General features: G+C 59.7%; 20 protein-coding genes and 4 pseudogenes. 12 read left to right on the forward strand and 12 right to left on the reverse strand.

What is annotated here, in order from left to right:
• Positions 1 to 466 precede the first annotated feature (466 nt).
• The 5 genes from WA070_RS01265 to WA070_RS01285 all read left to right on the forward strand — a co-directional run bounded on the left by WA070_RS01265 (position 467) and on the right by WA070_RS01285 (position 7,753).
• The gene (locus tag WA070_RS01265; RefSeq protein WP_422632413.1) at positions 467 to 2,980 is read left to right on the forward strand and encodes a TonB-dependent receptor; all 2,514 of its coding nucleotides are present in this window, start codon (positions 467 to 469) and stop codon (positions 2,978 to 2,980) included.
• A 40-nt stretch (positions 2,981 to 3,020) separates the two neighbouring features.
• Positions 3,021 to 4,247: a YdcF family protein gene (locus tag WA070_RS01270; protein ID WP_422632414.1), complete on the forward strand. Its 1,227-nt coding sequence runs from the start codon at positions 3,021 to 3,023 to the stop codon at positions 4,245 to 4,247.
• A gap of 20 nt (positions 4,248 to 4,267) precedes the next feature.
• Positions 4,268 to 6,178, forward strand: coding sequence for a glycoside hydrolase domain-containing protein (locus WA070_RS01275; RefSeq protein ID WP_422632415.1), 1,911 nt, complete (start codon positions 4,268 to 4,270; stop codon positions 6,176 to 6,178).
• Positions 6,175 to 7,380, forward strand: a complete 1,206-nt coding sequence (locus tag WA070_RS01280) for a Ca2+-dependent phosphoinositide-specific phospholipase C (protein ID WP_422632416.1) — start codon at positions 6,175 to 6,177, stop codon at positions 7,378 to 7,380. Before WA070_RS01275 ends, WA070_RS01280 begins: the two co-directional genes overlap by 4 nt.
• Before the next feature lie 61 nt (positions 7,381 to 7,441).
• Positions 7,442 to 7,753, forward strand: coding sequence for a hypothetical protein (locus WA070_RS01285; RefSeq protein ID WP_422632417.1), 312 nt, complete (start codon positions 7,442 to 7,444; stop codon positions 7,751 to 7,753).
• 27 nt (positions 7,754 to 7,780) lie between these two features.
• On the opposite strand, the pseudogene WA070_RS01290 reads toward WA070_RS01285, so the two are convergent.
• Positions 7,781 to 8,923 (reverse strand): annotated as a pseudogene (locus WA070_RS01290) (aldehyde dehydrogenase); the annotation flags it as partial.
• Between WA070_RS01290 and WA070_RS01295 the strand changes: the two are divergent.
• The 4 genes and pseudogenes from WA070_RS01295 to WA070_RS01310 form a co-directional block, all read left to right on the forward strand.
• A pseudogene (locus tag WA070_RS01295) lies at positions 8,906 to 9,229 on the forward strand (sorbosone dehydrogenase family protein); the annotation flags it as partial. The pseudogenes WA070_RS01290 and WA070_RS01295 sit on opposite strands and share 18 nt — an antisense overlap.
• Positions 9,198 to 9,875 (forward strand): retropepsin-like aspartic protease family protein, encoded by a 678-nt coding sequence (locus tag WA070_RS01300; RefSeq protein WP_422632418.1) that lies wholly within the window; start codon positions 9,198 to 9,200, stop codon positions 9,873 to 9,875. The pseudogene WA070_RS01295 and the gene WA070_RS01300, both read left to right, overlap by 32 nt.
• Before the next feature lie 96 nt (positions 9,876 to 9,971).
• Positions 9,972 to 10,100 (forward strand): hypothetical protein, encoded by a 129-nt coding sequence (locus WA070_RS01305; RefSeq protein ID WP_422632419.1) that lies wholly within the window; start codon positions 9,972 to 9,974, stop codon positions 10,098 to 10,100.
• A 390-nt stretch (positions 10,101 to 10,490) separates the two neighbouring features.
• Positions 10,491 to 11,321 (forward strand): 23S rRNA (adenine(2030)-N(6))-methyltransferase RlmJ, encoded by an 831-nt coding sequence (locus tag WA070_RS01310; protein WP_422632420.1) that lies wholly within the window; start codon positions 10,491 to 10,493, stop codon positions 11,319 to 11,321.
• A 102-nt stretch (positions 11,322 to 11,423) separates the two neighbouring features.
• Here WA070_RS01310 and WA070_RS01315 read toward each other — a convergent pair whose 3' ends face one another.
• The 3 genes from WA070_RS01315 to WA070_RS01325 all read right to left on the reverse strand — a co-directional run bounded on the left by WA070_RS01315 (position 11,424) and on the right by WA070_RS01325 (position 12,698).
• Complete coding sequence (locus WA070_RS01315) at positions 11,424 to 11,588, reverse strand: hypothetical protein (RefSeq protein WP_422632421.1); 165 nt, start codon at positions 11,586 to 11,588, stop codon at positions 11,424 to 11,426.
• 12 nt (positions 11,589 to 11,600) lie between these two features.
• Positions 11,601 to 11,810, reverse strand: coding sequence for an excisionase family DNA-binding protein (locus tag WA070_RS01320; RefSeq protein WP_422632422.1), 210 nt, complete (start codon positions 11,808 to 11,810; stop codon positions 11,601 to 11,603).
• Positions 11,811 to 11,954: 144 nt separating this feature from the next.
• Positions 11,955 to 12,698 (reverse strand): MauE/DoxX family redox-associated membrane protein, encoded by a 744-nt coding sequence (locus WA070_RS01325; protein ID WP_422632423.1) that lies wholly within the window; start codon positions 12,696 to 12,698, stop codon positions 11,955 to 11,957.
• A gap of 67 nt (positions 12,699 to 12,765) precedes the next feature.
• On the opposite strand from WA070_RS01325, the gene WA070_RS01330 reads away from it, so the two are divergent.
• Positions 12,766 to 13,152, forward strand: a complete 387-nt coding sequence (locus tag WA070_RS01330; RefSeq protein WP_422632424.1) for a MerR family transcriptional regulator — start codon at positions 12,766 to 12,768, stop codon at positions 13,150 to 13,152.
• A 142-nt stretch (positions 13,153 to 13,294) separates the two neighbouring features.
• Here the strand turns inward: WA070_RS01330 and WA070_RS01335 are convergent, their stop codons facing one another.
• From WA070_RS01335 to WA070_RS01350, 4 genes are all read right to left on the reverse strand, one after another.
• A complete protein-coding gene (locus tag WA070_RS01335) occupies positions 13,295 to 14,356 on the reverse strand; it encodes a DUF3089 domain-containing protein (RefSeq protein WP_422632425.1) in 1,062 nt (353 codons plus the stop codon).
• 23 nt (positions 14,357 to 14,379) lie between these two features.
• Complete coding sequence (locus WA070_RS01340) at positions 14,380 to 15,813, reverse strand: flavin monoamine oxidase family protein (protein WP_422632426.1); 1,434 nt, start codon at positions 15,811 to 15,813, stop codon at positions 14,380 to 14,382.
• Positions 15,814 to 15,933: 120 nt separating this feature from the next.
• The gene (locus WA070_RS01345; RefSeq protein WP_422632427.1) at positions 15,934 to 16,986 is read right to left on the reverse strand and encodes a DUF1838 family protein; all 1,053 of its coding nucleotides are present in this window, start codon (positions 16,984 to 16,986) and stop codon (positions 15,934 to 15,936) included.
• Positions 16,987 to 17,045: 59 nt separating this feature from the next.
• Entirely contained in the window at positions 17,046 to 19,607 is a 2,562-nt protein-coding gene (locus WA070_RS01350; protein ID WP_422632428.1) for a TonB-dependent receptor, read from the reverse strand.
• Positions 19,608 to 19,917: 310 nt separating this feature from the next.
• Here WA070_RS01350 and WA070_RS01355 point away from each other — a divergent pair, with 310 nt between their 5' ends.
• Complete coding sequence (locus WA070_RS01355) at positions 19,918 to 21,186, forward strand: serine hydrolase domain-containing protein (protein WP_422632429.1); 1,269 nt, start codon at positions 19,918 to 19,920, stop codon at positions 21,184 to 21,186.
• A gap of 55 nt (positions 21,187 to 21,241) precedes the next feature.
• Here the strand turns inward: WA070_RS01355 and WA070_RS01360 are convergent, their stop codons facing one another.
• Both WA070_RS01360 and WA070_RS01365 read right to left on the reverse strand, forming a co-directional pair.
• A complete protein-coding gene (locus WA070_RS01360) occupies positions 21,242 to 22,102 on the reverse strand; it encodes a DUF1838 family protein (RefSeq protein WP_422632430.1) in 861 nt (286 codons plus the stop codon).
• A 136-nt stretch (positions 22,103 to 22,238) separates the two neighbouring features.
• Positions 22,239 to 22,757 carry a hypothetical protein gene (locus WA070_RS01365; protein WP_422632431.1) on the reverse strand — a complete coding sequence of 173 codons (519 nt, stop codon included), beginning with the start codon at positions 22,755 to 22,757 and terminating at the stop codon, positions 22,239 to 22,241.
• Between the two features lie 210 nt (positions 22,758 to 22,967).
• On the opposite strand from WA070_RS01365, the gene WA070_RS01370 reads away from it, so the two are divergent.
• A complete protein-coding gene (locus WA070_RS01370) occupies positions 22,968 to 23,840 on the forward strand; it encodes a LysR family transcriptional regulator (RefSeq protein ID WP_422632432.1) in 873 nt (290 codons plus the stop codon).
• Positions 23,841 to 24,345: 505 nt separating this feature from the next.
• On the opposite strand, the pseudogene WA070_RS01375 reads toward WA070_RS01370, so the two are convergent.
• Both WA070_RS01375 and WA070_RS01380 read right to left on the reverse strand, forming a co-directional pair.
• Positions 24,346 to 24,965: pseudogene (locus WA070_RS01375) on the reverse strand (DDE-type integrase/transposase/recombinase); the annotation flags it as partial.
• Between the two features lie 37 nt (positions 24,966 to 25,002).
• Positions 25,003 to 25,140 (reverse strand): annotated as a pseudogene (locus WA070_RS01380) (ATPase); the annotation flags it as partial.
• Positions 25,141 to 25,154 lie beyond the last annotated feature (14 nt).

Genomic DNA, 25,154 nt, shown 5'->3' on the forward strand with positions numbered 1-25,154 from the left:
ATTTTACTATTTTGTGCCAGGGAGCTATTAGTCGGCATATCCTTGCCAATCTGCTCTGCACCGGACACATCGTCGTGGGAGTTGCCACTCGGCCGCTTCGATTTTCCTGAACCCCCGTCGCTCAATTCGATCTGGCGCGGGTATATTGCAAACAAGCGACCAGACCGATCATCTCCGCGACGTCGACACCGTCACGATGACGCTGCTCTGCTGCGCGAACCTGATCTGGACGCCGTTCACGGTGCATCGCAAAAGGTGCGATATGCTGGTGCTAAGCAATCGGGCGTGAAGCGCGCTGTCCCAATTTTGGCCATCAGCGTGCATCCGGGCGTGGCAGTTTTGCCAAGGCGAACCTCCCCGGTGACACGGAAAATGACCAACTATTCCGACATTGACTGGTCAGACTGTCATGGCTCTGTCGCGAAGCGCCCCTAACCGCCTGACATCCAAGCGGGGGAGTCGCACAATGCAACCTACAGTCAAGAAATCCACAGCTGCCATTCTTCTCACGTCGCTCAGCGCACTGGCGCTGTCGACGTCGGGCATTGCTGCCGCGCAAGACGCCGCACCAGCCGCCACACCGGATGTGGGAGAAGAGCCTCAATCGGATATCGTTGTAACGGGCAGCGCACGCGCCCAACGCCGCTTTGACGTATCTTATGCAGTCAACTCGCTTGGCGAGGCCGAAGTCCAGAAGATCGCACCCAAGAATTTCGCCGATCTGCTCGGGACGGTTCCGGGCATCCAGGTGGAAGCGACTGGCGGTGAAGTGCAGAACATCACCCGCGTGCGCGGTATTCCAACGGACCGTGGTTACCTGATTTTTCAGCAGGACGGACTGCCGCTGTATCACGAAATCGACGGCGTATTCTTCAACTCCGGCGACGGCATGAACCGCTACGATTTGATGACTGAGCGTGTCGAAATTGTCCGTGGTGGCCCTGCACCGGTTTATGCGAGCAGCGCCGCCGCCATCGCCAACAATATCACGGTGACTGGCGGACCTGAATCGCGTGGCAAGGCGCAGATCACCCTGGGCGATACCGGACTGTACCGGCTGGATGCCATGCAGTCCGGCCCGATTGGCGAGAGCACCTATTATGCGATTGGCGGCTTCCTGCGCCAACATGATGGCTATCGCGACGCCGGATTTCCCAACGACAAGGGTGGTCAGATCCGCGCCAATCTGAAACACGATCTGGGCAACGGCTTCGTCAAGGTGACGATGCAGTATACGAACGACCATAACCTGTTTTATCTGCCGATCCCGATCGCCGATCCGCGCAATCCGTCAGTCTCGCTCGATCCCTATATCGACTATCACACCGGCACGATGAACTCGCCGTCGCTGCGCAACGTGAACATCAAATATCGTGATGGCGCAGGCGTGACGCAGGGCTTGACTCGCGATTTGGCCGATGGTCGCCATATCCGCTTCTTCAATGCTGGCATCCAGTATGAAGGCGATTTCGACGGCTGGCTCGTATCTGCCAAGGGCGGGTTCACCAAAGGCAAGAACAGCTTCGACGCTTTCTATTCGACCACCAATCCGGTCGATGGCAATGCCTTTATCGCCAGCAATCTGGCGGCCGCGCGCACAGCTTTTGGTGCGGACGTAGCGCGCCTGGGTTACGCGATCGCTGGCACAAACGGCGCGACGGCCTATGATCCCTATTCCGCTTCCGGCCTGGTCATGTCCGGCCAGTATCGCGTTTCGGAATCCAAATTCTATTCGGGACAAGCCGATCTGAGCGTGACCCGCAAATTCGAAACAGGCTTTGGCACGCACGACGTGCGGGTCGGCACCTATGGGTCATTTTACGGCAATACGCTGTTCCAGGTCTATCAGGACATGCTGATCGAGGTTCAGAACCGGCCACGCACGCTCGATCTCGTCGCTTATTCGGCTACGGGCGCGGTGCTGGGTTCGGTCACGCAGAATGGCGTTTTGCGCTACACGACCACGCTTAATCAGGGGAAAGCCGATGCGAAGATGATCGCCATCTACGCAAACGACACCTGGGAGGTGACCGACGGATTGAAGATCGACGGCGGTATCCGCAAGGAATGGTATGATTATGAAGGCTATTCGCTGCTGTCGGCCAGCGCCAATTTGGGCGACGCCGCCACGATAGCCGACAATAATACGCGGGCCTTCACCGGCGCGATCGTCACCCAGACGCTCAAGCCTTCGGCGACCAACTGGACACTCGGCGCCAATTACGATTTCAACGGCAATCTGGGCGCTTATGGCCGTGTCTCCAATCTTGAAGTGCCGCCACAGATGGGCGTGGTATCGAACCCTGCGCCCACCATCATCAAGACGAAGGCGCGTCAATATGAACTGGGCGTCAAGGCAAGCTATGGCCCTGCCTATGTCTATGTCACGGGTTTCTATACGAAATTCGATCCGTTCAACGCATCGTTCATTGCCTTCAACCCCGTGACCGGCCGCAACGACCAGTCCGTACCATTCATCGGCGAAGCTGTGGTGAAGGGTGTGGAAATCGACGGAAAGATCACGCCGGTTCGCTGGTTCGAACTGGCCGGATCGGTCACCTATTCGGACGCGCAGTATCGCAACCTGCAAAACTCGTCGGGTGCCGACCCCAGCGCCGTGAACGGCAACCAAATCATCCGTGAACCCAAATTCTTCGGCAATGTGCGCCCATCGGTCACATTCCCGGTGGGCGAGGGCGAACTGCAGATCGCGGGGCGTTATGAATGGGTCGGTCGTCGCTACGTCGATCTCTTCAATCTGACCGCGCTGCCAGCCTATCAGACGATCGGGGCCAGTGCGGCGATGACCTATGGCAACTGGCGCTTTCAGGTGGTCGGCGACAATCTGACCAACGCGAAGGGGCTGACCGAAGGCAACCCCCGCACCGATCAGCTGGCCGGACAGGGCGCAAGCGATGCGATCTATGGTCGTCCGGTGTTCGGCCGCAACTTCCGCTTCATCCTCAGCCGGAGCTGGTAATTTGCGATCGATGCGTGCCCCTTTTGCCTTCCCAGCTTGCGTGGCGGCTGCTCTGTCGCTGGCGTCGGCAACGACAGCGGCGCAGGAACCTGCGGGGTACGCATCACCTTTCGCCGATAATGTGCCCACGCGTGCCTTTCCGCTGTTCGCGATGATGCGGACAGCGGATGGCTGGGCGCAGGCATTGCGGGACGACAGCGTGCTTCAAACGCTGACAGCCGATCGCGCGGCACGCATTCCCACAGGTCCATGCACGCCTTCGCCGCAATGCCTGGCCGATGCGTGGGTATGGACCGATGCGGACATCGCTTTGGTTGAGGGGCGCTTGCGGCGCTTGGTGGAAAATCCGAAATTGGGTAAGGCGCTGGTCGCACAGCAGATGCGCCCATCGGGACGTTTTGCGCGATATACAGCTTTGTCCGACGCCGATCTGGTGGCCGCAGCCTGGGCCGAAACAGCGGCCGCGACCAATCGCGTGATCGCTGTCTATGCCAAGGGTGCGGCACCGCGCTATCCCGTCATAGATGCGACCACGTTCAATATGGCCCTGCCACAGATGACCGACATTTTGAGCGCGCATGGCGTTGCCACCGTCGCGCAGGCGAAGGGCACCGACCTGTTTTTCGATCCCGCTTTGCGTTATGCGGCCGGTCTGCTGCAAATGAACGAACGCATTGACGCAGGAAATTTCCGGCCATTGCTCGGCGGAGACAATGCCGGAACCAACCGTGCCATCGGCAGCATGAACTGGCGTGGAAAGCCCTACACTGCACTATTGGTATTTGGTCACGGACCGGAGGATGCGCAATCGCGCACCGGCGTGATGGGCCATATCCGCTTGTCGATCGCTGCCGATATGTTCGCACGGGGCGTCGCGCCGTTCATCATCGTATCCGGCGGCAACGTGCATCCCAACCGCACACCGTTCAACGAAGCGGTGGAGATGAAGCGGCTGCTCATCACGCAATATGGCGTGCCCGCCGACCGCATCCTGATCGAACCTCATGCTCGCCACACTACTACCAACCTGCGCAATTGCGCGCGACTGCTGCTGGCCGCGAAATTCCCGACCGATCGACCCGCTTTGGTCGTGTCGGATCATCGCACGATCCAATATATCGGCAGCGATGTGCTGGCCCAGCGCAATCTTGCCGAAATGGGCGTCCAGCCCGGTCGCCTGACACCGGGACCCGACCAGTTCACACTGGTGTTTACGCCAGATCCGATCGCTTTCCATGCCGAAGCCATCGACCCGCTCGATCCATGAGCCGCATAGTCATCACCATAATGGCAATCTTGGCATATGGCGCGGTTGCGGAGACTGCGGCAGCGCGCGAGCCGGGGCTGCTGGTCGATCCGTTCGTGGGCACGCTTGCCGATTATGGGCAACTCAGCCCCGCGGCGGTTGCGCCTTTTGGCATGGTCCAGCTTGGCCCGGATACCACGCCCGCCAATCATGCCGGCTATGACCATGCCGCCACTCAGCTCACCGGATTTTCGCACACGCGCGGCGTCGGTGTCGGTTGCGGCGGGGCAGGCGGCGACGTCAAGGTCATGCTCGCCTATGATGATACGACACGTCCCGAGCGGATCGACAAGCGCCGCGAGCGCGCCCATGCGGGCTATTACAGCGTTAGTTATGGTCCGGGTATCGTCGCGGACATGACTGCCACACGCGGCGCGGGCAGCCTGCGCTTCACCGTGCCGAAGTCCGGGCAGGTCAACGTCATCGTCGCCTTCGATCGTGGCTATTCCAAGCGCATGGCCGCCCATTGGCAGGCGCAACCGGACGGCGATCTGCGCGCCAGTTTTTCGGCCGGCACCGTCTGTGACGCAGGCGTCTATCATCTCCATTCCGCGACCCGCCTCACCCATAATGGCAAGTCAGTGGCAGCCACTTGGCGAGGTGGGGCGGCACAGGATGCGCGGCTGGCGCTCAGCGTGCGCAGCGGCGATATTGTCGAGCTTCGCACCGGCCTTTCCTCGGTCGATCCCGCTGCCGCTGCAACAGTACGTGACACCGAACTGGGCAACCGCCCTTTCCACGCGGTTGCCGCGCAAACATTGGCCGACTGGAACCGGCAACTGTCCCGCGCCCGTATCGGCGGCTCCCCAAAGCAGCAGGCGCTCTTCTATACCTCGCTGTTTCGGGTGATGCAGTCACCCGTCGCCATCACCGACCCGGATGGGCGCTTTCGCAGCAGCGATGGCACAGTTCAACGGCTTTCGCCCGGCGAGCAGCATTATACGAGCTGGGCGCTGTGGGACAATTATCGGACGCAGATGCCGCTGCTCGCATTGATCGACCCGGAGCGCGCCGGGCAGATCGCGCGCTCACTTGTGAGGCTCTACCAGAGTGGCAAGGCGCGCTGGGCGACGCCAACTGAGCCCTTTCTGACTGTGCGCACAGAACATGCGGGAATTGCCCTGCTCGACTTCCGACGCAGAGGCATTACCGATTTCGACGCGAAGGCGGCGCTGGCCGGGATGGTTGCCGAAAGCGCCACGCTCGCCCGCGATACGCCGGACGAACAGATCGAGGCTGCATATGATGATTGGGCGACTGCCGAATTGGCGTCGGACCTGGGCGAAGCCGCCACCGCGCAGGCGTTTCGGGCAAAGGCGCTCAGCTATCGTCCAATGTGGCTGGCTACCTTCCGCCACCTTGGCGACGATGCCGATGTCGTGAAGGCGCGAGGGCTGTATCAGGGCACATTGGCGCAATATCGCTGGGCACCGGTGTTCGATCTGCCATGGCTGGCGCAGATGCTAGGCCCACGGTTCCAGCCGGAGCTGAAGCGCTTCTTCGTCGACAATCTGTTCAACATGACGAACCAGCCCGACATTCATACGCCCTATCTTTTCGCTTGGGCGGGCGACAAGGCTGCCACCGAACGGGTGGTGCGCCGCTACATCACTCAGTCCGTACCCCATCGCTATGTCAATTCCGGCGTCAGGCCACAGCCTTGGGTAGGACGCAGCTTTGCCTTGTCGCCGCAGGGATTTGCCGACGGCATGGATGATGACGCAGGCACCATGTCTGCCTGGTACATCTGGGCCATGCTCGGCCTCTATCCCATAACGCCAGGCGATCCGCGCTATGTCGTCACGACGCCGATGGCCAGGAACATTCGGATCAACGGCCGGGCCTTGATGGACATGCCGGTTCGATCGGCACAGCAGGAGACAGGTCTGTGAAACGGTTTGTTATGGGGGCCTGCTTTGCTGCCGCCCTATGTGGAGCGATGGCTGCGGCACAGCCTATGTCGAACCTCGACGCCCTGCCGATCAATGCAATACAAGTGGTCGGCACGCACAACAGCTACGCAATGCCCGCCGATCCGCGTGTCATGGCGCTGATGGCACCACGTCTGTCCGCACTCATGGCAAAGGCGGGCGAAACAATGCTCCCCGCCCAGCGCGCGCAGATGCTGGATGAGCATCCCGGTCGCCTTACTGACATGGCCGCCAGCCTCGACTATGTGCAAATGCCATTGCAGGCGCAGTTGCGCAGCGGCGTTCGTAGTATAGAAATCGATCTGCAACCCGATCCCAAGGGTGGCGCCTACGCCGATCCGCTTGCCTATCGCCAGTTGCGAGAGCAGGGTGTGACCGATCTTGCGCCCATCTATCGCGACGAACTGACAAAGCCGGGGATGAAGGTGCTGCATGTTGCCGACCTGGATTTTCGCAGCCAGTGCCCGACTTTCCGATACTGCCTGACACTGATGAAGCAATGGTCGGATGCCACGCCGGACCACAGCCCTGTATTCGTGCTGTTGGAACCCAAGCTTTCAGGCCTGGATAAGGCGATCCCCGGTGCGACAGCGATCCCGCCCTTCGACAAAGCGGCGTTCGACGAAGTGGATGACAGCGTTCGAACTGTTCTTGGCCGCGACAAGCTGTTTACGCCCGACGATCTTCGGGGTGACTTGCCGACACTGGAAGCTGCCGCACGGGCAAAACGCTGGCCAACGCTGGGGCAGGCCCGTGGAAAATTCCTGTTTCTGTTTCTCGTACCAGGAATGAATCTCAAAACCTTTGCGCCCTATCTGAACGGACGCCCGTCACTCCAGGGACGTGTCGCGTTCGTGCAGGGTCAGGCGGGCATGGCGCACACTGCCTTCATGCTGTTCGACAATGCGCTGACGCGCGGCGCGGAAATAGGCGAGGCTGTCCGCAACGGGTATCTGGTGCGGACACGAGCCGACATTGATACCGTTGATGCGCGCGATGGTTCAGGCAAGCGCCGTGACGCAGCGCTTGCCAGCGGCGCACAGATCATATCGACCGATTATTTAAGTGCTCCCAATATTTACGCGAACGACTACAATCTTGCCCCCTTTGCACAGGGATGGCGTTGCAACGAAGTGGTGTACCGTTGCAGCAAAGCTCGATAGTTTTTGCCTGCCTCCCCTATGGCGAAGTGTTCCGCAATGTTGTTTTAACAGATCGACGTTGATGCCCACAATTTTCCAGTGGGCAATCGGAATACCTGCTTGCGAAAGTTCAGAATTATCGTTGAAAAGACGGATCTGGGACATTCGAGCTTTTGTCAGCTTTACCGACCTATTGTATTCCTTCATTATTAGACCAAGTCTGATGGGATATTCAGAGTTTTATCCTGCCGCCAAAGAGCTGCCAGCATGGAATGCGGGACGCGAGATGTTGTCCCGGCCCGGCGAAACTGGTGGTCTATCGGCAGCCCGCCTTGCGAAGGGAATTGAAGTGCGAAATCTTCCGACCTTCGACACCTCCACGCCCCGCGTGTAGCCACATGGGTTTGATATATCTCACTTTTTAGATCGGGAAATCTCCAGCTTGCGTCTCAATTGTTATCCAACGCAATTCGGTAAAGGCGTCGATGCCCGCCTTCCCGCCGAAACGGCCATAGCCCGATGCCTTGGTTCCGCCGAAGGGCATTTGCGCTTCGTCATGCACAGTCGGGCCATTGATGTGACAAATTCCCGATTTGATACGCCGCGCGATCCTAAGGCCTCTTGCCGTGTCCCGCGTGAAGACAGCGGCTGACAGGCCATATTCGGTATTATTGGCCAATATCACGGCTTCATCTTCGTCAGCCGCCCGAATAATGGCGACGACCGGACCGAAGCTTTCGTCATGGAAAAGCTTCATGTCGGGCGTTACCCGGTCCACGACGTGCGGAGGCATCAGTACGCCTGCCGCTTCGCCGCCGATGACAAGATCCGCGCCTTTGCCCGTCGCGTCCGTGACCAGCATGTCAACATGGGCGACCGTTCGCCTGTCCACGACCGCGCCCAATGCCGTATTCCCGTCGCGCGGGTCTCCGACCTTCATCGATGCGACCTTGGACTTGAACCGCGCCACAAAAGCGTCGGCCACCGCGTCGACCACAATGATACGTTCGGTGGACATGCAAATCTGCCCCTGATTCATGAAGGCGCCAAATGCAGCCGCTTTGACCGCCTCCTCCAGGTCGGCATCCTCCAGAATGAGCATCGGCGCCTTGCCGCCCAGTTCAAGCAGGCAGGGCTTGAGATGGTCCGCCGCGCGCCGTGCGATGATCTTGCCCACCTTGGTCGAGCCGGTGAAGTTGATGCGCCGAATGGCAGGATGATCGATCAGCGCCCCGACGACTTCCTCGGCATGGTCGGGCGCATTGGTCACGACCGTGAGCGCGCCGTCCGGCAGCCCCGCTTCGGCAAAGGCTTCTCCGATCAGACTATGCGTTCGGGGACATTGTTCACTCGCCTTGAGGACGACGGTGTTTCCGCAGGCAAGCGGAACGGCCACGGCCCGCACGCCCAGAATGATCGGCGCATTCCACGGGGCGATGCCAAGCAGGACACCAACGGGCTCGCGCACGGCCATGGCGATACAGCCGGGCTTGTCGGATGGAATGACCTCCCCGGCAATCTGGGTCGTCAGCGAAGCCGCTTCGCGGACCATGCTTGCGGCAAGCTAGGTTTGAGCTTCGTGACGGGCACGGGCGTCGGGCCTTTCACACAGGGTGCGTTCGTCGGCGAGCATGGCAGCTGGAACCGGCAGGACCCGTCGGGTTATAAGGTGGTGTGGATACCCTTCGTCAATGGCCGCCCGGCCAGCAAGCCGGTCGATTTCCTGACTGGCTTCCTGAAGGACGGACATGCGCGGGGGCGGCCGGTTGGCGTCACCTATGATCCGGTCCGTGGCAGCGTGATCGTCGCTGATGACGTGTCGAACACGGTGTGGCGAGTTGCGCCGGATCGGCCTGCATCAGCGCAATGACATCGCCTTTACAGTGACGTGGGCCTGTGGAACTCACGACGAACCCCGGATGGCAGCAACTCGCCATTTACGCCTTGGCGGCTGCTATCCTGCTGATCCTATTGTTCAATACTCCCTTTACCGGGCGGGCATTGCATGCCCTATTTTGACGGAATTGCTGGCCATCTGTCTGTTCATCCTGTTCCAACAAGCGCCGGACGAACCTAAGCTTACCAGAGTGAAATCCAGGCTCGGCCTCGACGACCAGATCGTATCTGGCAAAGATGTGCGCATCGCGATGAGCCGGGACGGTCATTTCTGGGCGCGGGTCAACATCAATGGCGTGGAACGGCGTATGCTCGTCGATAGTGGCGCGACCATGACCGCCCTATCACAGGCCACCGCGGATAGCGCGTCGGTCGAGCGTACCGCTAATATGATGCCCGTTGTTATGCAGACCGCCAACGGCGCGGTTCGCGTAGAAACCGGCTCGATTGATCGATTGCTCATCGGGTCTATCCAGGCCCGCAATCTCAAGGTGGTCATCTCGCCGGCGCTTAGCCCGATCGATATATTAGGGATGAACTTCCTGTCGCAGCTTGCCAGCTGGCTTGTGGAAGGCCGAACATTGATCCTCGTGCCATCAATCATATCAGAAGAATCCTAGCGGAAAGCTTTCTCCAAGTGACGTCATAACGCGTTCAAGCCGCCGATCCGGCTTACGACGAATCCATAAGTTTGCCCGCTGGTCGGCGACTGGGGAGTGCGTCTCACCAAACGAGTCGGATCGAAAAAGGCGCGCGTGGTTGTCCCGCGCAAGATCGCGGTGATCCTGCCCTGTATCTGGGTCGATGGCACTGAGTTCGAATGGGGCACGCCGATCGCGGCGTGAAGACAAGATATTGAGCTCCCCTCGACTGAGCGGTTCATCCGGCCGGAATGATGGGGCCGGTGACCTCTTAGCGATCGTTGCGGCTTTGACCGCGCGGGTAACGCTGAGGCATCGCACCGACGAAGCGCATGGTAAGGCGGCTTGCCGACCTGAGAAAGAACGACGCGCCCGGCGGCGATAATGCGACGGCTGATGCCGGATCTCGATGCTCTCTCGACGAGAGCCCCTGTTAAAGAACGATCGCTGACACGGGCTTGAAGCCTCGCGCAGAAGTGCGTTGAAGGTTGCCGCCTGACTTTTATACTAGGATTGGTTTCTTCAATCGCTTCGCGCTCGGCAACTGCGCCCGGCGCATGTGTAAAAGTAGATCGTTAGGATTTTTGAGTCGTAATGAATTATCGTCATTCCTTCCATGCTGGCAATAGCGCCGACGTCGTGAAGCACTGCCTGCTGATCGCCCTCGTGCGGGCATTGCAGCAAAAGCCGGGCGCACTGACCCTGATCGACACCCATGCCGGCTGCGGGCTATACGACCTCGACGGCGAGGAAGCCCAACGGACTGGCGAGTCTACCCAGGGCGTGCTGCAGGCCCTTGCCGCCCCGAGCCCCTTGCTGGACGACTACCGCGCCGTCGTACAAGCCGTAAATACCGAGGCCGAGCCGCACTTCTACCCCGGCTCGCCCCGGATTCTGGCGCAGCTTCTGCGCCCGCAGGATTTTTTGATCCTGAACGAAAAACATCCCGCAGACGCTTATACCCTGCGCGGTGTGATGCGCGATACATCGGCTGCCGTGCACGAGCGCGACGCCTATGAACTGTGGCTGGCGATGCTGCCGCCCCGCACCGCTCGTGGCGTGGTGCTGGTCGATCCGCCATACGAGCAGTTGGACGAACGCGCACGGATCACGGCCACCCTCGCCGCCGCTCATCGCAAATGGGCGCATGGCGTAATGGTCATCTGGTATCCGCTGAAAGACCGCGCCGCGCATTGGCGCTGGAGGGAGCAGTTACGCCAGCTCGGCATCCCGAAATTGCTGCGGGTGGAGCATTGGGTGTACGATGGCGATCAGCCCGGCATCTATAATGGCGCGGGCCTTTATATCGTCAATCCGCCCTACGCCTTCACGCAGGCGCTGCCGCCCCTGCTGGAAGCCCTGCGTGCCGCGCTCGCGCCAGTGGGGCATAAGGGCGAAATCACAACCGATTGGTTGGGCAATTAGCCTTCAGCGCCCCCTCCAAGGAGAAATTGCTGCGCTGCAGGTCGCAAACAAAGCCTCTCCCGAGATAGGCTCGTTGTCAGCGGACGCGCTCTCGATTTTGCGCTAGGTAAAGATCTTGTCCAGCGCAGAACGCGTTTCATCGAGGATGCGCTGCGACCATCGCACACGAACGAATTCCGCGTCGGCCAAGGTGAGAAGCAGGTCACGCCGCAGAGCGCTGACCAGGGTGCAGGCATCAACCAGTGCGGTGTATCGATTGGCGAACATGGTTGAGTCAGATCAATAGAGGTCTTCGCCGTCTGCGATCAGTTCGTCCATCGCCTTCGATCGGATTTTGTCGCGCGCAGTTTTGCAGGCGAATACGTCCTCAGCCTTAAGACGCCGGTGTCGCCCCACCATGCTGTGCGGGATATCGCCTTTCTCGATGAGCTTGATAGGGTACGGGCGGGACATGCTGAGCAGGTCTGCTGCTTGCTGCGTCGTCAGCATCTACTGGATCGGCACCAGCCTAACGGCATCACCACTACCGATGTGACGTAGCAATTCCAGGAACAGGTCCGACATCGCCGGAGTCAGCGTGATCTCCACTGGCTTCCTAGTCTTCGGATCGCGCACGCCAGCGGCAGTGCCATTTCACATCGCGATCATCCAAATTGCCATCCCGATCATCATTACATTTTCGGTCAGCGATACGAAGCCCAACGGCACTTTGGTCGCGCCGCCGACGCAGGCGCACTTGATGTCGCGTTTGTCGATATAGACCGCCTTGAACACGGACACCGCGCCGGTGGTGCCGATAAACAGCGCGATCGGCACGGACAGCCAGGTGAGATGGCCAGAGACCATCAACACCCCGGCCAAGCCCTCCGCGAACGGATAGAGATAGGCATAGGGAACCCAGCGCCTGGCCAGCAGGTCGTAGCCCAGGAACATGCTGGTGAAGCTCTCAATATCCTGGAGCTTTAGGAGTGCGAGCACGCACATGCTAAATGCGATGAACCATTCGCCAGCCCGCAAAGTCAGCGGCGTGCCGAGTACCGCCCAGGACGCCGCCAGCGCCATCAACGCGGTCATCGCGAACACCGCGACCACAGGTGTGTAACTGGCCGCGCCAGGATCGGAAACGGCCTTGCCAAAGAACCGGCGGAGATCGTCATAGCCGCCGACCCGCTTGGCTTCGATGAAGGTCTGCGGAGTGGTCTTGACGCCATGCTTGACCTTAAACGCATCTGCTTCCTCGCGCGTGATGAGCAAATGATCTTCGACCGCATAGCCCTGGCTTTCGAGCAGATGCTTCGCTTTGATGCCGTAAGGACAGACATGTGTCGGCATCACCATGCGGTGGATCGTGGCGCGCTTCTGCGGGGCAATGATCATATTCCGGTCCTCGACTTTACGTCAGTCCCGTCTATATAAGGTCCGTACCATAATACGGAGTCAAGGCATGAATGCGCTGACCATTTCCAAGCTCGCGAACGAGGGGAACGTCGGCGTCGAGACGGTGCGTTATTATCAGCGCCGCGGCCTTCTCAACGAGCCATCGCGCAACGCGGGCATCCGGCGCTATGGCGACGAAGACGTTCGTCGCCTGCGCTTCATCCGCGCGGCGCAAGCTGCGGGCTTCACTCTGGAAGAGATCAACGTTTTACTCAATCTCGACACCATTGATGACCGCAGGCAGGTCCGCGAGATGGCCGAAGCGAGGATTGCGATCCTCGACGCCAAAATTGCGGAAATGCAGGCAGCAAGAGCCGCACTGTCGCGGTTGGCGACGGAGTGTAAGAGATCGAAAGCACAAGCCTGCCCGATCATCACCGCCTTCGAGCTATGAGAATATCCACGCGGCCCAAAGGGATGCAGGGTTGTTAACACAAAAGAGTATTCTATTCAGTGTCACTCGTACCGAATGTCGGGATCGGACAAGAGTTGGCATCCAACACTTATCGGCTGTTGGATGCCAGCCGAATATCCCGTCAACGATGCGTTCTCAAATAGACCCTTACGCGTTCCGCAACGTTGGCGCGGATGTCTGCGTAGAAGACGCCCATGTCATGAAAATGCATACTGCCGCCCGGTAGCGGCTTCATGTCCAGCGCAGGATCGACATCAACCACCAGGAAATCATCACGGCACGCGGCAGCTACCAGGCCCTTGCGCAATGGGGCGACCGGAGATGCATCTGGTTCCCCCTGCACCGCGCCAAGGCTGGCTGATCTGGGCGCGGCCGGCTTGCGGCGATCGAAGGTGAGCGGGTTAATGCACAACAAAGCCTTGCCCGCATCGTCGCCATGCAGTTTGACATAGCGCTGCTCCATCATGCCGCCCAGCATCGCCCGGTCCGCATCGCGAGTGACCGTATTCCAGCCCACGACGCAGCCTGTTTGGGTGGCGCGATCGCAGGTCTTCAGGCTGTGGTACGTCTTGCCAAAGTCGCCGTCCGACAAATTATAGCCGATAACATAGGCCGCGATCATCCGTTCAGCAAGCGGCGTGCCGTCGATGCGCCGGGCAAGCAGCGTCGCGATATGCGCGCCGCCCTGGCTGTGCCCTGCCACTATAAAAGGCTTGCTTTCGATCGCGATCAGAAACGCATCGAATGCCCGTTCGACGTCGGAATAGGCGAGGGCGAAGGCCTTCCCCCCTTCCCCGTCCAGCGCCCCGACCGATCGGGCCACGGCCTGCCGGTAGCGCGGTGCATAGACGTCGCAGCAGCCGTTGAAGATCGATGCCTGGCGCGCGATGACGCTGGCGTCGGTCCAGCGGTTGGTGGCGGCGTCCGCAATGTCCTGGTTCCATTGGACATCGTGGCGGAATGTTGTGGGATGCACATAGAATACTGCCGCAGCGGCGTGCTTGACGGCAGGCGTTGCGCTTGACGGCACGATGGCGGCGGCACCCGGCGCATCAGGATGCGCTGCCCAGCTGAGCGGCTGCGCATAATCCGGGGCGGGCGGCGACGGCGTCGTATCGAACGTCCCGGCCTGCGCATAACAGGGAGTAGCGACGACCGCCGCCAGAATGAGCAAGGCGCGCATAGGGACATCCTGTATCTTTGATTTCATAACGAAAGAATCTCGATCGCGACCCGCTCGGAAGATTCGAGCGCGCCTTCCAGTCCGCGGGCATTGACGGCGGTATGTTCGCCGCAAAAATGCAGTCGCCCGGTCGGGTTGGCGATGGTCGGGGCAAAGGCCGCGATCTGGCCGGGACCGAAATAGGAAATGTCGCCCATATTGAACCGCTCCGCAGTCCAGCTATGGAGATAAGCCCCTTTGACTTTACCTTTGGCTGCCGGGCGTAGGGTTTCAAGTCGCTGGACGGCAAAGGCAAGTGCCCCTTCCTTGCCAAGGCGATCCCAATATTGTGCCAGGTGCCCGCGCGCCTGGATCATCAGGCCCGTGATCTGCTTGGGATCTGCTCCAAAACGCTGCGGCATTACGACGCCCATAGGATCGTCGGTCCACATCGCTGGTGACAGGCCGTCCTGATCCCAGAAGGGTTGGGTCACGGTCAGGAAAGCGATGCTGATAGGCTGATATTTCAACTCTGCGACCGCCATCGCCTGCGGACCATTAAGGCCTGGGCGAATGGCGATATTACGTAACGTCGAAAAGGGCAGCGAACAAATCACGCGCGGCGCGGCATAGACGGATCCGTCCGCGCAACGCACTTCGGCCTTGTCCGCCAGATTGTCGATCGCAACGACTTCCTTGCCAAGCAGGATATCGCCTTTAAGCAGTTCTGCCATCCCCTTGGGCAGTTGGATATTGCCGCCCTTCACTGCTAGCGATCGTGGTCCCACCGCCATCTGCCCCTTGATGAACCCGTCATTATATTCAAGCATCAGTGCCGACACGTCATAGCCCGACGTGCCGTAATAAGGCGACACGGTAGCAAGCTGGATCGCCGCGTCGCTTAATCCCTGCGCCTGCAGAAAGCTGTAGAGCGAGATATCCAGTCCGGCGTGAGACGGGTCGTTCCACAGGTTGAAATCGGCCAATCGGTTATGATCCGACACCATCTTGTTGATAACCTCCCACGGCATCGTTCTTTTCAGCCGATCGGGGAACGGGTTGATTGGCGCTGTCGCCCACGCTTCCCGCGTGATCCGTTTGCCATCCAGATAGAGTTCTTGCAGCGGCCCGCCGTAAAAGCGTGGCGCGACATTTTCCAGTTCGACCCCGGCCCGCTTCGCCGCATCGATGCCGCGGCCATAGCCTTCGCCCATTGAGTTGAAGCCCATTTCGGGATAGCCAGGCTGATCCATCAGCGTGAACACGCGCCCCCCAACCCGATCACGCCCTTCGAGCAACAAGACCTTCAGCCCCTGCTGCTCCAGCAACCAGGCCGCGTTCAGACCCGACATGCCCGCGCCAAGGATGATGACATCGACGTCCTTGGGCCTGCCGACCTTTGCGCTGGCCCGCTTAGCCATCAGCGTCACGCCCAGCGCCGCTGCTCCCATGCCGAAATCGCGCCGTGTTAAACCCACGATATTCTCCTTGCAACTACAGGTCGTCATTGGCGACGCGCAGACCAGATCGATTTCCGCCGTCCTCTGCTGGGCGCAGGGGGCGACAACATCTCGTGTCATTCGCGCGTCTCCGGTCGCTTATTTCTTCGCGTCTTCCAGCGTCTTCTGACGCTGCTTCGCCAATGCCGAAACATAGCCCGGCGTTTCGGGCGGCACGTCCTCGGCATAAGCCTCCAGCGTACCGCGAACGCCTTCGTCCGGCCCATCGGTCGGCTCTTCCAGCAGATCGGGGCGATCGCGCTCGATACGCTTTAACACCACCTTGGGGATGTCATCGACGGTGCCGGTGATCTTGTAGCTGAACATCCGGCCCATCAGCACGCCCTGCACGCCGCTCTGGCCCATCTTCATCCACGGCCACCATGGTCCCTGCCGGGTAAAGCCCGCATGGAATCGGGCCGATGGCAGGGATCGATCGTCAATCTCGTCCGTCGGCGTGAACACCACGAAATGTTCGGACGGATTGGCACGCACGCCGCTGGACGCCTTGGGCCAGCCTTCGGGCGTTACCGGGTTGGTATATTCATGCGCATAATCCCAGCCCAGCAGATATTGGTCGCCGACCCGGTTCCAGGGCAGCCGGAACGGCGCGCCCTTGGCGCTTGCTCCCTTGCCCATGTCGTTGTTGACCGTCTCGCCGTCGCCGACCTTGAAGACTTTCTGCTCCAGCCCCAACGTGCCGCGCCAGCGGTCATTAAGGAACGGAAAGACTTCGACACGCTCGCCGGTCCAGGGATTGTCCCAATAATCGATGATTTCACCGGTCGCTAGGTCCGTGAAATAGCCGCATTCCTTACCCAGCACCTTCACCGATCCATCGGGCTGAATGATATTGCGGTTATTGCCGAAGCCATAATAGCCGAACACCGGCATCGCCCGCTTCGACCCGACAATGGCATATTGCACGCCATAATAGCCCGACTTCACCGCCTTGGGACCGATCGTGCCCCACAGCTTGGCAAAGCCGTAGAGATTATCGCGCGGGTCCATGATGTCCAGCGGACGAACATTCGGGTTGGCGCTAGCCTGCGCCGCGAATGCAGGCGCCATCCCGGCCGCCGCGCCAAGGCCGATCAGGCCGCCCAGCGCGCTCCGTCTAGACACTGCATTCTGGATCGAATCGAACAACATCCTCTATTCTCCAAAAAAAAATGGGGCCGGTTTCCCGACCCCTGATCCATCTGCGACGATCAGAACTTCGCGCCGACCGTAAGCCCGACCCGGCGACCTTCGCCCTGATAGATTTCGGGCACGCTGAACGCGAAGGGAACGCCCGCGCGCGGCTGCGCGATCGAATTGGCCGCATAGAGCTTATCGAAGATGTTATTGGCCCACAGCGCGATGCTGAATCGGCTGTCTTCCACCGCGATCCGCGCATTGGTAAGCGTGCGCTTGCCGAAATAGGCGGTGTTGGGCAGGTTCAACGGCGCATCGCCGCTATGATTTACGTCCACGCGGGTGAACAGCTTCCAATCGTCCGACAACGGCACGTCCATGCTGGCGTGGAGGTTCCACGACAGCTTGACTGCGCGCTGCGGCCGCTTGCCTTCCAGTGATGTCACTGCACGCGTGCCGCTCGGCGTCGTGATCAGGATGACATCCGGGCAACCAGGTGCTGCCGTCGCCGCAGCGCCGGTGCCGATGACGCATTGGGTAATGATCGATGCGTCATAGGCGCCTGCCTGGAACTTGGGGTCGGTATAGACCACGCTACCACCGACCTTGAAATAATCGGCCAGCGTCAGTTCGCTCTGCACTTCGAACCCGGTGGTCTTGATGTTGCCTGCATTGCGCACGATCCGCGTCGGGTTCACCGTCGTAGGGTTAAGCGTGTAGGCGGAAACCTGCGCATTGGACCAATCGACATGGAAGACAGATGCATTCAATAGCAGCGCCCGGTTGAAGAGGCGGCTCTTGACGCCCGCTTCATAGGTCCAGTTGGTTTCCTCCTCATAGGATACTTCGTCGGCCAGGATGCCAGTGGGGCTGACCGGATTGGCCGTGTTGAACCCGCCCGACCGGATGCCCTTGGCCGCCGTCGCGTAGAAAAACATGTCCGGCATAGCCTGGTAATCCACCGTGAAGCGGGGAGCGAAGCTCTCGAATGTCCGAGCGAAATGCGCGCTGGCGACTGGGAACTGCCCAGCGTCCGGTGTGGACGTGTCCGAAATGCCCTTGAGCAGGCCCGGCTGGCTCAGCGGGTTAGCGATGGAAAAGCTCTGCGCGCGCTTGCGGTCGATATTATACCGCCCTTCCGCACCGATGCGCAGGTCGCCGAAGCGATAGCCCAGCGATCCAAAGATCGACATCGTCTGGGTGCTGGCCGTCGTGTAGGTGCTGTAGAGCGAATTGGACAGGCTAGACGACAGGAATGGGTTGGCGGTGAAGTCATAGGCGCCGATGCCCGTGGCCGCCGGAGTCGTCGTCTGGCTCACTTGTACCAGCCGTTCGTTCGGGGCCAGATTGGACCCGTCCGTCGCGATGCCCAGGCCAGCAAGGGGGATGCGCGAATTGAAGTAGCTGCCGCCGACGATCCACTGGAAGGGGGACCTGTTGTCGGACTGCAACCGGATTTCCTGGCTGAACGTGCGCACGCGCTCACGATTGGAACTCAGCAGGTTGACACGCTGCAGGCGGCTGTAGGCGCCGTTCGTCAGGCAACTGGCGCCCAACGTACAGACACCGAACAACGTGCCTTCGGCCGTTATGTCATAATCATTATAGGTGCGGTTTTCCGCTTCGGTATAGCCGGTGATACTGGTCACCGACACGCCATCATGCGCCCAGTTGAGGTTCAGGGCGATCTGGCGCGCATCCGCCACCGTGTCGGGCGCATCGGCCGTGATCGAACTGGTTTTCCTGGCCTTCAACTCACCGCAATACATCGTGCGCAGCCCGGTCGCGGCATTCAACGACCCGCAGTTGAAATCGCCAAGCGGCAAACCGCTGACCGCCGACATTTCCGTTTCGGAATGCGATACGAAGCCGGAAAGGCGCGCCGTTAGTTCCTCGGTAGGACGAAACTCCAGCGAACCGGTGAACGCATATTTCTTGGTGCCCCCCAGATTGTCGTCCGGATCAGCCGAATTTTTGCCGAAACCATCATAGGTCATGTAACCTCCGCCGACGCGCAGCGCGATCTTGTCGCTGATCGGCACGGACAGCGAACCACGCAGGCGATAGTCTTCGTCGATGCCGACAGTGGCCTGGACATTGCCCTCCATCTTATTAGCTGGGCGACGGGTGGAGATGGACATGGCGCCGGCAAAGGTCGATCGGCCGAACAGCGCGCTTTGCGGACCTTTGGCAATTTCGATCTGACCAACGTCGAGTACCGAAATGATGTCGATCGTATTACGGCTCGTCTGGTAGATATCGTCTATGAACACGCCGACATTAGCTTCGACGTTCAAATCGTTGGTCGTATTGGCAGGCGCCTGTCCGCGAATATAGATATTGGTTAGTGTGCCGCCAGAAATATTGGTGATAGCAACGCCAGGTGTCGAATTGGACAGGTCGCTCAGGCTATTGATGTTGCGTTCGGCCAAATCTTCGGCCGTCAGGGCTGTGATAGCAATGGGCACCGTTTGGACGCTTTCAGCTCGTCGGCGCGCAGTGACGACGATTTCGCCAGAAGCGCTGCCTTGCTGGGCCGACATGTCGATCTGCGCTGCAGCGCCGGGCCAGGCAAGCCCCGCCATCATGATACCGCTGAGCGACGCCGCCCCCAGGCCAGTCTTTGCTATCTTCATATATCGTCTTCCCCATTAATGACGCTTGAGTATCGTTTTTGATATTGCCCCTGACCGCGTCGCAGAATAATGGCGCGCCTTAACGAACAGCCGTTGGACATGTCGTATCGGTGCGAGCATTCACGCAGCAACTTGGTCATTTATATGTTCGAGCGCCAAATTCGGCATATGGACTCTATATTCTGGCGATTGATCGCATGGTGGACATTTACGCTGAGCGATTTGTTCTGCGGACAGCGTCGTGAACACAAGGGACAACTGATTTTGTAGGGGATATTCGATGGCGACGGTGTTTCGAGTTGGCATATCTTTGAAAGCCGGCTTGGCCGTCGGCGCGCTCTTCCTTGCCAGTGCTGCCGTCACCCAATCGAATCAAACAGGACCAACCTCGCTCCGCAATCTGGCCTCCACGCCCGAATGGGAAGCGCTGTACAAGCAACGTTTCGAAGCGCTGATGCGCGATCGTGGCGTCATGACCAGCTATGATCCGATGGAACCGGTAGCAGGGGCAAAGGCCTATCGCCCGATCCCCGCCGCGTCGCCATCGCGGGGAACGATCGCGGGGCAAGCGCTGGACCAGGCCGCCGCCTATGCCGCTGCGAGTAACGCCCGCGCCTTCCTAGTCTGGCGCGACGGCAAGATGGAGCGGGCTGACTATTTCCGGGGCAGCGATAGCAAGACGCAGATAGTGTCCAAGTCGCTTTCCAAACCGCTGACCGCGATCGCAGTCGGTCGGGCGATCGCGCTCGGCAAAATCAATTCGGTCGATCAGCCGATGACGGACTTCATCCCGGAATGGCGCGGCACGCCAAAGGCGGCGATGAAATTGCGCCACCTGCTCGACATGCGTTCGGGATTTCTGGAGCAGAACTATAGTTCGGACCCGGACCATCCGCTGAACCGCGCCTATATCGACGCCGATCATGGCTGGCAGATCGTTCATAATTATCCGCTCACGCATAAACCCGGCACTTATTATGGCTATTCCAACGCTGTGTCGGAACTGATCGCACTGGTGATCGAACGGGCGACCGGAACCCGCTACGGCTCGTTCGTCAGCCAGCAGATCCTCCAACCGATCGGGGCTATGGGCGGCGAAATCTGGGTCGATCGTCCAGGCGGTCTGGCGCATTCAGGATGTTGCATGACATTGCCAGCCGAAAGCTGGTTGCGCCTGGGCATATTATTGCTGGACGATGGCGTCGCAAACGGCAAGCGCTTGCTGCCCAAGGGCTATGTCGATAGCATGACGAGCGGCACGCCGCAAAATCCGCACTATGGCATGGGTGTTTGGGTGGCCGGCCCTTATAAGGAGCGTCGCGGCTTCGGCGCGCCGGGTCGTCCGGGACCGCAAGTGCTGCATTCGGTCCCCTATCGCGACAAGGATCTGTTCCTGTTCGACGGCAATTCCGACCAGGTCGTTTATATCTCCCGCGCGGCGAAGCTGGTCGCCCTGCGCATTGGCGACAGTCCGCCCGCAAAACCGGAATGGGACAACAGCATCCTCCCTAATCTGCTGATTGACGGGATCAAGTGGAAGGCAGGCGAACCGCGTCCTGTTCCCCAACCCAAGCCCTAACAACAGGTGAAAGCGACCGCCCCGACGACAGGACGGCCGCATGACACCCGTTATGCTACATCGTCTTCCATAATGGCTCGACCAATTCTGAAGGATTGTCGAGGATATGGGGCCATTTCGCTCGGGTAGCGCGGGTCCATTTTTCCGGCAGCAAATCCATCGCCACGCCAAATCGACCGCTACCCGTCGCCATCAGATGGCCCGGATGGTCACTCATCTGCATCCACGGCCGCCACGCCACGACATTGGCAAAACTGGCCTCACACGGGACACGCGGCAAGCCGGGCTTTTCCAGATCGCTGACGCGGGCGTGCATCGTGATCATCTCGCTGTAACGGAAGGGATGGGCCGCGCCGGGCGCCTGTATGGCGACCCGGCTGACTTCCTTGAACCAGATATCGTCGCCGCGCACTTCGGGCGTACGAATGTCATGATCCATCACCGTTCCCGGCATCATCTTGGGCACTTCCATGTGCAGCGACGGCTTGAGGATGATGCGGTTGGGCGGCAGGTTGGTGCGCGGATCGACCACCGTCTTGCCCGTATATGGAATGAGGAACTCGCCAGGCGCCTCACCTGTCTTTGGGTCCAGGAAATGCGCGATCTCGCCTGTCACCGCATCGAATCCGCCGTCGTTCCGCTGCTTGAAGCGGGCGAAGGTGACACCGATCACGTCCCAAAGCGGCGTGACCTCTGACCCGACGACCCCGAAATAGCTGCCGCTGATATAGCTGATCACCAGTCGCTCATCGAGCGAACCGCGCATCTTCATATAGGCCAGGAACTGATCATGCGGCGACGTGAAATCCAGGTCGCCGCCCTCTACCGCCGCTGGCAATCCTGCGCCCACGATCATGGCGCTTGCACCTAATAGGCCAAGAGCCTGGCGGCGTTCGATAATCGGCATCTTCATCATAAGCCTCCCCATGTGACGGAAGCCTATGAACATGATCAATCAAGAGGATGATGAAACAGTGACTATCCGCCACGCAGTCATTCTTTGTCATCGTCGCGTTGCGGTTGGTAACCGGAATGTTCCCGCCCGCAGGTGTTCAAATCACGTCACGGAAGCTCTTCAGGCGCGGCAGCCCGAAAGGCGTGATGATGACGGCCAGCAGCCAGAGCAACGGCCCAGCGATCGTCGGAAGGTTGAGCGCGATGGTGCCCGAGGTCACCTGCAGGAAGGTGAAGCTAAGGTCACACAGGCCGATGAGGATCAGAGCCATGAAGTAGGCCGTCCATGATGCGCGCTTGTAGAGCATCGCTGCGACAAGGAGGCCGAGCAGTCCGTAGCCTGCAACGTCGAGGCAGAAGTTGAGGATAAGGTTGGCGTGGACGTGCGCGGTCACCGGATCGACCGGGAACTGAAACGCCGAGAACGGCGCCTCGGTCCCGCCGATGAACATGCGCCATTGATCCTGCGCCGGGCTGGAAAAATAGAGCCTCAGCCCCTCCCCGCCAACCCATAGGTGCAAGATACCCCAGAAGGCGAACAGCGCTGCGCCGATCTTGCCGGCAAGGGTGAGCTTGTGCGGCCCTTTGGCAGGGTCGGCAGGGAATGTGGTAGCCATTGTCTATCTCCTTCGATCACTTTGTTTCACGCCCTTGCGTGCAAGCGGCGCGTTCTCGCCATCGAAGGCGGCTCCAGTCTCGGGTAGATGTTCCAGCAAGCCTGGTATCTCGCCCGAGTCATTCCGCATCGTCAGCGCGATCCTTATTTGACCCTTGCGACACATATGTAGAGACGTTCATACGGGACTGATCGTCTCATGGATGGAACGATGATAGATCTGCATGCCTTGTCTGATTTTGTTCTGGTCGCGACGCATGGGGGTATCACCCAGGCGGCGCGAGCGAGCAGACGACCAAAAGCCAGCCTGTCGCGAAGGGTTATGGAGTTGGAAGCATATCTGGGTGTGCGTCTGCTCGACCGTGGCTCACGCTCCGTAAGGCTTACCGAGTATGGCGAAACGCTATTCTCCCGTACCGCAGGTCCGCTCTCGGAAATATACGAAACTGCTGAACTTCTGCGGGACGGCCGGGCGCAACCTAGAGGGCGGCTTCGGATCAACCTGCCTTCCGTATTCGGGCAGCTCCTTCTTGGGCGCCTCGCCGCAGAATTTACTATTGCCTATCCAGAGGTACAACTGGATGTCACGATGGAAGATCGCAAGATTGATCCGCTGGCGGAAGGCTACGACATCGTAGTGCGGGTCAACCCCAGACCCGACACCGCATTGGTCGGGCGTCGCTTCGCACGCGACCGCCTGGTAATGGTGGCATCCCCCCAACTCCCCATGCCGACCGGAGCAATAGGGGAAACGGTGCCGATCGTAGTTCGAAGCCGCATCAACAGTGATGCTGTTTGGAGCTTGGCGGGGCTAAACAGTCAGGACGTTCCGACCCGGATCGTCCTGACATTGCCGACATTCCCTACCGTGCGCGATGCTGTATTGACCGGCATTGGCGCCGCGCGCCTGCCAAATATGCTCATTTCCGACGACCTTGCGGCCGGCCGCCTCGTTTCGTGGGGCGATGTTCCTGGTGGCGAAGCCGAACTTTGGGCGCTCCATACCTCCAGTCGCCTCCCGAGCGCCAAGGTAAAGGTTTTCATGGCGTATCTGGAAACAGCATTCCCGGGTGGGTGGCTATGACCTCGAAAGTCGACCGGAACGCGACGCTGCAAAACCTGCCATGTCGGTCCTGGGGATTTCAAGAGAAGATGTCGTCGGCCAGCGTGCTGTTGCTCCCGTCGTTGCAGCAACAGAAACCACGCCGCCCAAGCCATCACCACCCCCGTTACGGATTCTCTCTCGTGCAATTTAACCGGGGGGAGGCTCCGACTACTTCAACGTAGCTCCGGGATTGTAAACCCACCGTCAAGGAGGATTGTCTGACCCGTGGCATCTTCTGCGCGACATCCAGATTTAAGGATTTTGTGGAAAACCTCTGCCTTCCAGTGCAGCGCATGCCACCCGAGCTTTTCAATTGCCTCTTCCAGCGACGCAACGGGTAGGTCAGTGATCAGCTTCCAGTCGATAGGAGAGCGGTTTTCCGAGACATCCTGTTCCTGAGCGTGGACGATGGTAAGCTCCAGAGCTGGATAGCGCTTCTGCTTGCCGATCGGGGATAATACTCGGATCCGCTAATATTTTGACTGTCTGGTTGCGACACATCATTGGCATAATATAATACGTCATCGACGCTAGCCATAAAGTTGTCCTGCGCCGCCGGCTTGTAAAGGGGGTTGGCGAGAGCAGGGTTGAGTTGGATCCGTTCATCTACCTTTTGGCTAGGCGAACCACCCTGGAAGACACGCTGTCGTCGTCGATTGTAGGCACGATTAAAGCCGGTCAGCAGGATTTCGAGATCTGCGTGGCCAGCAACATTGATCCCGAGCACCTCGCTGGCGATGCGGCCATTGGAGCGCTCGACCATGCCGTTCGTCTGGGGCTATAGGGCCGGGTCGTGCGATGGCTGGCCTTGATTTTCGCGCAGGCGCGTTCAAAATCATCAGCGGTGAAGCAGGAACCCCGATCCGTCAGCACATGGGTGATGCGGGAAGGCCTTCCTGGCGGCCTTGAGGAAGGCAACCGCATTGGTGGCGTTCTCGGCGTCGTAGACGTCGAGAGTGAGCAGCGATCGATTGCGACATAGAGGAAGCGCTTACGGATATCGCCGTCCGCGGTACGCAACTTGGGCAAATGTTTAACGTCGATGTGGACAAAGCCGAGATCATAGGCGTGGAAGTGTCCCTGCCCCTTGCGGGGCTGCACCGTCTGTCAATCGGCGTGCAAACGGGACCCCCTGTCAGGATGCTCGCAGGAGGTCGGTCAGTATGTCCATGGTGGTGCGCTGGCGCTGAAGGCCGGTGGTGACGGCATCGTCGAACGCGCCCGCCATGCCCTTGAGTCCAAGCCCGCGCATGGCCTCGATCATATCATGCCGCTGCATCGAAGGTCCTCAGC

Origin of the sequence: Sphingobium sp. (assembly GCF_049304695.1) — a bacterium.
Classification (GTDB): domain Bacteria; phylum Pseudomonadota; class Alphaproteobacteria; order Sphingomonadales; family Sphingomonadaceae; genus Sphingobium.

Coding starts and splice junctions, on each gene's coding strand:
- WA070_RS01265 (WP_422632413.1), top strand. CDS start 467: ATGCAACCTACAGTCAAGAAATCCACAGCTGCCATTCTTCTCACGTCG.
- WA070_RS01275 (WP_422632415.1), top strand. CDS start 4,268: ATGGCAATCTTGGCATATGGCGCGGTTGCGGAGACTGCGGCAGCGCGC.
- WA070_RS01285 (WP_422632417.1), top strand. CDS start 7,442: ATGCCCACAATTTTCCAGTGGGCAATCGGAATACCTGCTTGCGAAAGT.
- WA070_RS01310 (WP_422632420.1), top strand. CDS start 10,491: ATGAATTATCGTCATTCCTTCCATGCTGGCAATAGCGCCGACGTCGTG.
- WA070_RS01315 (WP_422632421.1), bottom strand. CDS start 11,588: ATGTTCGCCAATCGATACACCGCACTGGTTGATGCCTGCACCCTGGTC.
- WA070_RS01320 (WP_422632422.1), bottom strand. CDS start 11,810: ATGCTGACGACGCAGCAAGCAGCAGACCTGCTCAGCATGTCCCGCCCG.
- WA070_RS01325 (WP_422632423.1), bottom strand. CDS start 12,698: ATGATCATTGCCCCGCAGAAGCGCGCCACGATCCACCGCATGGTGATG.
- WA070_RS01330 (WP_422632424.1), top strand. CDS start 12,766: ATGAATGCGCTGACCATTTCCAAGCTCGCGAACGAGGGGAACGTCGGC.
- WA070_RS01335 (WP_422632425.1), bottom strand. CDS start 14,356: ATGCGCGCCTTGCTCATTCTGGCGGCGGTCGTCGCTACTCCCTGTTAT.
- WA070_RS01345 (WP_422632427.1), bottom strand. CDS start 16,986: ATGTTGTTCGATTCGATCCAGAATGCAGTGTCTAGACGGAGCGCGCTG.
- WA070_RS01350 (WP_422632428.1), bottom strand. CDS start 19,607: ATGAAGATAGCAAAGACTGGCCTGGGGGCGGCGTCGCTCAGCGGTATC.
- WA070_RS01360 (WP_422632430.1), bottom strand. CDS start 22,102: ATGATGAAGATGCCGATTATCGAACGCCGCCAGGCTCTTGGCCTATTA.
- WA070_RS01365 (WP_422632431.1), bottom strand. CDS start 22,757: ATGGCTACCACATTCCCTGCCGACCCTGCCAAAGGGCCGCACAAGCTC.
- WA070_RS01370 (WP_422632432.1), top strand. CDS start 22,968: ATGATAGATCTGCATGCCTTGTCTGATTTTGTTCTGGTCGCGACGCAT.